Here is a 5417-nt window from a genome sequence, read left to right on the forward strand (position 1 = left end):
GTGGGCCCGCTCGGCGGCGACGACGACCCGCACGCCCACGACCTCTGCGCCATCCACACCGACCGTCTGTCGGTGCCGCGCGGCTGGGTGGTCGTGCGCCACGAGACGATCTCGACCCGCTGACCGCACGGCGCGGGCCGAGGTGCGCGGCGCTGGCGGCCGGGCCGTCGGGCGAAGACCCGGCCGCGTCTGGGAGAATAGCCGGATGAGCATCGACCTCGGCGCCCCCGCCACCGCCCGTCTCGAGTACGACGTCGCCGACCTCGCGCTGGCCCCGGCCGGACGTCACCAGATCCGCCTCGCCGAGAACGAGATGCCCGGGCTGATGGCCCTGCGCGAGGAGTTCGGACCGACGCAGCCCCTCGCGGGCGCGCGCATCGCCGGTTCGCTGCACATGACGGTGCAGACCGCTGTGCTCATCGAGACCCTCGTGGCCCTGGGCGCGCAGGTGCGCTGGGCGAGTTGCAACATCTTCTCGACGCAGGATGACGCGGCCGCCGCCGTCGTCGTCGGCCCGACGGGCACGACCTCGGAGCCCGCGGGCGTTCCCGTGTTCGCGTGGAAGGGCGAGACGCTCGAGGAGTACTGGCGCTGCACCGAGCGCATCTTCGACTGGAGCGCCGAGGGCGCCACCGGCCCGAACCTGATCCTCGACGACGGCGGCGATGCGACGCTGCTCGTGCACCGGGGCCGCGCGTTCGAGACCGCCGGCGTCGTGCCCGAGGCGACGGATGCCGACGCGCACGAGTACCGCGTCGTGCTCGACGTGCTCCGCGCGAGCCTCGCCTCTGACCCGCAGCGCTGGACGCGCGTGGCCGAGGGGCTTCTCGGGGTCACCGAGGAGACCACGACCGGCGTGCACCGCCTGTACGAGCTCGCGGCATCCGGAGATCTGCTGTTCCCCGCGATCAACGTCAACGATTCGGTCACCAAGTCGAAGTTCGACAACAAGTACGGCATCCGCCACTCGCTGCCCGACGGGCTGAACCGCGCGACCGACGTGCTGATCGGCGGCAAGGTCGCGTTCGTGTGCGGCTACGGCGATGTGGGCAAGGGTGCGGCCGAGGCCCTTCGCGGCCAGGGCGCGCGCGTCATCGTGAGCGAGGTCGATCCCATCTGCGCGCTGCAGGCCGCGATGGACGGGTTTCAGGTCGCGACCCTCGAGTCCGTCGTCGGCGACGTCGACATCGTGGTCACGGGCACGGGCAACAAGGATGTCGTAACCGTCGAGCACCTGCAGGGGCTCAAGCACCTCGCGATCGTCGCGAACGTCGGGCACTTCGACAACGAGATCGACATGGCGGGGCTCGAGTCGCTCCCGGGGGCCGAGGCGATCGAGATCAAGCCGCAGGTGCACGAGTGGCGCCTCCCCAACGGGCGCAGCGTGCTCGTGCTGAGCGAGGGGCGCCTGATGAACCTCGGCAACGCGACGGGGCATCCCTCGTTCGTGATGAGCGCATCGTTCACCAACCAGGTGCTGGCACAGCTCGAGCTCTACACGCGCACGGCCGACTACCCCGTCGGCGTGTACGTGCTGCCGAAGGCGCTCGATGAGAAGGTCGCGCGACTGCACCTTGCGGCGCTCGGCGTGCAGCTCACCAAGCTCACGGCCGCGCAGGCGGACTACATCGGCGTTCCCGTCGACGGCCCCTACAAGCTCGAGCACTACCGCTACTGATTCCGGCGGGTCAGGCTCGCGCGGGACTTCGGGCTGGCGAGTTCGGGCGGTGGTTTCGGGTGGTAGGTGGTGCCGGGTGCGGGCGCGGGATGCGACCACGGGCGCCACGTTGCGGGGGTGGGAGAGGATGCCGCGCGTCAGCGCTGCGGGAAGTCCCTCGGCGCGGCGCGCGTGCCCGCAGTGAGGGCCGCGACGCGCTCCGCCTCGAGCTCGAGGCCGCGCAGCTCTCGATCGCGCCGGACGGCGATGACCGCGCGGAGCATCGTCTCGGGGTCCACGGGCGGGATGGGCGAGACGAAGGGCCGCGCCTCGGCCGCGAGCTGACCCGCCAGGCGCCCGCGGGGCCCGGGCTCCAGGCGATCGGCCTGGCGCGTGAACTGGGCGATGCGTCGCGCCAGCCGATCGGGGAGGCGACCGACGTCGGCGATCGCCGCCCACGGCTCGAGCCCCGGCGGTACGCCGAAGCCCGGCGCGGGAAGCGGGGGCGTGCGGGTGCGCTCGCTATACGTGCCGGCGAGCAGGTCGCCGAGCCGCTGCGAGCGGGGGGTGAACGCTCCGACGAGCAAGGCGATCGCGCCCAGGGTGAAGTAGATCTCCAGCACGCCGACGAGCGCGCGGATGAACGCCTGCCGGAACCCCGATGCGCCGCCGTCCGCGCGGACGATCCGGCCGCCGACCGCCAGCTTGCCGAGGCTCCGCCCGCGCGCTGCCGTCTCGACGGCGGTGGGGATGGCGATCAGCACGGTCACGAGCATGACGATCGTCGCGATGCGGGCGGTCGCGTCGCTCATCAGGCCCTGACCCGAGAGCATGGCGAAGAGCAGCGCGAACGTGACGATCAGGGCGACCGACACGAGGACGTCGATGAACGCGCCGAGCGTGCGCAGGAAGAACCCGATCGGCTGCACGTCGAGGGCCACGGCCTCGCCGGTGAGCACCTCGTCCTGGTGGACGTGGACGAGGGAAGGCGGGCCTGCGGCGGGCATGAGTACAGTAAATCAGGTGGACCTCGACGCACTCACGGCCGCCCGTCGCGAAGAGTGGGCGCGCTTCGACGTCCTGACCCGCGTCCGCCGCCCGAGCGGCGCCGAGGTCGACGAACTGGTCACGCGCTACCGCGCGGCATCCGCCGATCTCTCCGAGATCAAGACGTCGGCGGGCCGCACGCCGCAGGGCGACCACGTCTCGACCCTGCTGGCGCGCGCTCGGCTTCGCCTGACCGGCGCGCCCGAGAACGTGCTGCGGCAGCTCCCGCGGTTCTTCGCGCTGCAGCTGCCCGCCGCGCTCTACCGGCTGCGCTGGACGAGCCTCGTGGTCGCCGTCGTGTTCGTGGCCACGGCATCCCTCGTCGCCGCCTGGATCTCGCGTGACCCCGCCCTCGTGGCGACGCTCGGCAGCCAGGCGCAGCTCGAGTACTACGCGGAAGAGGAGTTCGCGGGGTACTACACCGAGAATCCCGCGGCCGTCTTCGCGGGCACGGTGTGGACCAACAACGCCTGGATCGCCGCGCAGGCGGTGCTGTTCGGAGTCACGGGTTTCTGGCCCGTCATGGTGCTCGTGCAGAACGCGGTCGGGGTCGGCACCGCGGCGGCGGTGATGTTCGCGTTCGACGCGGGCGACGTGTTCGTGCTGCACATCCTCCCGCACGGACTGCTCGAGCTGACGTCGATCTTCGTCGCCGGGGCGGCCGGCCTGCACATCTTCTGGTCGTGGGTCGCGCCCGGGCGCCGCTCGCGCGGCGAATCGCTCGCCGCCGCCGGGAGGTCGCTCGCAACCGTCGCCGTCGGGCTCGTGCTGGCGCTGCTGGTGGCCGGGATCATCGAGGGCTTCGTCACGGGACAGTCGTGGCCGTGGCCGGTGAAGATCGGCATCGGCGCCCTCGCGCTCGCCGGATTCCTGTTCTACATGCTCGTGGTCGGCGGGCGCGCGGTCCGGCACGGAGAGACCGGCGACCTCACGGAATACGAGACCGGGACGCCGCGACTCGTCGCCGGCTGACCCGCACCGGGTCGCCGCGCCTCGTTGCCGCACGTTCCGCCCGATGCCCGCGACCAGTTTCGGCCCGGTCTCTCCACCACGGCCCGCGCGATTGCGCGAGCCGAAGCGTCGAAACCGGGCCGAAACGAGGTGTTCGGTGCTGCCGCGCGAACTACTTCTTGGTGCCGTCGAAGAGGGCCTTGTACGCGAAGCCCGCGATCAGGCCGCCGACGATCGGGAACACGATGAACACCCACAGCTGGCCGAGGGCGAGCGGTCCGCCGTAGATGGCCGAGGCGATCGAGCGGGCGGGGTTCACCGAGGCGTTGTCGATCGGGATGATCGCGAGGTGGATGAGCACGAGGGTCAGGCCGATCACGAGGCCCGCGAAGGTCGTGCCGCGGGTGGCGTGGGTGACGCCCAGGATCACGAGCACGAACAGCCCGGTGAAGAGCACCTCGACGATGATCGCGGCGCCGATGCCGAAGCCCAGCGGCGACGCCTCACCGAACCCGTTGCTGGCGAAGCCCGCGTCCTGGGCGTTGCCGAGCCATCCGTCGGGACCGAAGAGGCCGATCAGCACGACGAGGGTCGTCGCGACCGCGCCGCCGACGATCTGCGCGATGACGTAGGGCAGCACGCCCCTCCAGGGGAACCGGCCGGCGGCCGCGAGGCCGAAGGTGACAGCGGGGTTGAAGTGGCCGCCCGAGATCGGGCCGAACGCGTACGCGCCGGCGATGACCGTGATGCCGACGGCGAGCGAGACGCCGAGGAATCCCACACCGAGCGATGTGCCGTTCTCGCTCGCGCCGAAGTTCGCGGCGAACAGCGCGGTGCTGATGACGCCCAGCACGAGGAGGAAGGTTCCGAACGCCTCGGCGATGAGGGTCGCCGCGGTGGACGGCGCAACCGGGGTGTGGTCAAGGGCAGTGGGCTCGACGGGGACGTCGGGGCGCGGGTCGTCGCTCATGAGTGAGGCTCCTTCGCTTGGGGTTCACGCGTGGTTCGTCGGAAGCACGCTCATGGCGAGCATACCGGCGCACTCAGCGGACACTCAGGATTGCCCGGCGGAACGGCCGCAATCGGCGTAACGGCCCGTCACAAGGCGACGCATTCAGAGCCGCCCGGCCGCCTTGAGGTCGAGGTAGCGGTCGGCGATGCGGGGCGGAAGGTCGTCGGGTCCGGCGGCGATCGCATCCGCCCCCGCCCGCTCGAGCGCACTCGTGACCCTGGCGGCATCGCGCAGCGTGTGCTCGGCGGCTGCGGCGCGGTAGACGTCGTCGCTGCGCTCCCGCTCGGTGGCGATGGCGGGCAGCGCGGTGTCGGTGACGGTGCCGACGATCACCCGCGCGCGGCGGGTGACCTGGGGGAGCGACCCGAGGAACCCCCGCGCGGCCTCGGGCGCGTCCTGAGCGGTCAGCAGCACGATCAGGGAGGGGCGGGATGTCAGCGTCCGCACCTGTGCGAGCGCGCCGTCCCAGTCCGTGTCGATGAGCTGCGGCTCGACCGGGGCCATCGCATCAACGAGGGCGGGCAGCAGGGCGGGCCCGTCCACTCCCGTGACGCGGGCGCGCACGACACGGTCGAACATCACGAGGTGCACGTGATCGCCGGCCCGGGTCGCGAGGGCCGACAGCAGGAGGGCCGCCTCCATCGAGGCATCCAGTCGTGTGCCGTCGCCGACGCGCGCCGCCGACGTGCGCCCCGTGTCGATCACGATCACGACGTGCCGGTCGCGTTCGGGCCGCCACGTGCGCAGCAT

The 5417-nt window shown here is 71.9% G+C and carries 6 protein-coding genes; 3 read left to right on the forward strand and 3 right to left on the reverse strand.

The window, feature by feature from the left end:
- Complete coding sequence (locus VNT50_RS00200) at positions 1 to 123, forward strand: DUF3499 family protein (RefSeq protein ID WP_414683916.1); 123 nt, start codon at positions 1 to 3, stop codon at positions 121 to 123.
- Positions 124 to 205: 82 nt separating this feature from the next.
- Positions 206 to 1678 carry an adenosylhomocysteinase gene (gene ahcY, locus VNT50_RS00205; protein ID WP_325483095.1) on the forward strand — a complete coding sequence of 491 codons (1473 nt, stop codon included), beginning with the start codon at positions 206 to 208 and terminating at the stop codon, positions 1676 to 1678.
- Positions 1679 to 1815: 137 nt separating this feature from the next.
- On the opposite strand, the gene VNT50_RS00210 is transcribed toward ahcY, so the two are convergent.
- Complete coding sequence (locus tag VNT50_RS00210; protein WP_325483096.1) at positions 1816 to 2664, reverse strand: RDD family protein; 849 nt, start codon at positions 2662 to 2664, stop codon at positions 1816 to 1818.
- A gap of 16 nt (positions 2665 to 2680) precedes the next feature.
- On the opposite strand from VNT50_RS00210, the gene VNT50_RS00215 reads away from it, so the two are divergent.
- Entirely contained in the window at positions 2681 to 3676 is a 996-nt protein-coding gene (locus tag VNT50_RS00215; RefSeq protein ID WP_325483097.1) for a stage II sporulation protein M, read from the forward strand.
- A gap of 151 nt (positions 3677 to 3827) precedes the next feature.
- Here the strand turns inward: VNT50_RS00215 and VNT50_RS00220 are convergent, their stop codons facing one another.
- Positions 3828 to 4625 (reverse strand): aquaporin, encoded by a 798-nt coding sequence (locus VNT50_RS00220; protein ID WP_325483098.1) that lies wholly within the window; start codon positions 4623 to 4625, stop codon positions 3828 to 3830.
- 144 nt (positions 4626 to 4769) lie between these two features.
- A partial coding sequence (locus tag VNT50_RS00225; RefSeq protein ID WP_491715926.1) for a DUF58 domain-containing protein occupies positions 4770 to 5417 on the reverse strand: 648 nt, incomplete at its 5' end.

The sequence above is a fragment of the Microbacterium sp. genome (assembly GCF_035554235.1).
Classification (GTDB): Bacteria; Actinomycetota; Actinomycetes; order Actinomycetales; family Microbacteriaceae; genus Microbacterium.

Bases quoted from the DNA above. Each gene is read 5' to 3' on its own strand.
- ahcY (WP_325483095.1), top strand. From the start codon at position 206: ATGAGCATCGACCTCGGCGCCCCCGCCACCGCCCGTCTCGAGTACGAC.
- VNT50_RS00210 (WP_325483096.1), bottom strand. From the start codon at position 2,664: ATGCCCGCCGCAGGCCCGCCTTCCCTCGTCCACGTCCACCAGGACGAG.
- VNT50_RS00220 (WP_325483098.1), bottom strand. From the start codon at position 4,625: ATGAGCGACGACCCGCGCCCCGACGTCCCCGTCGAGCCCACTGCCCTT.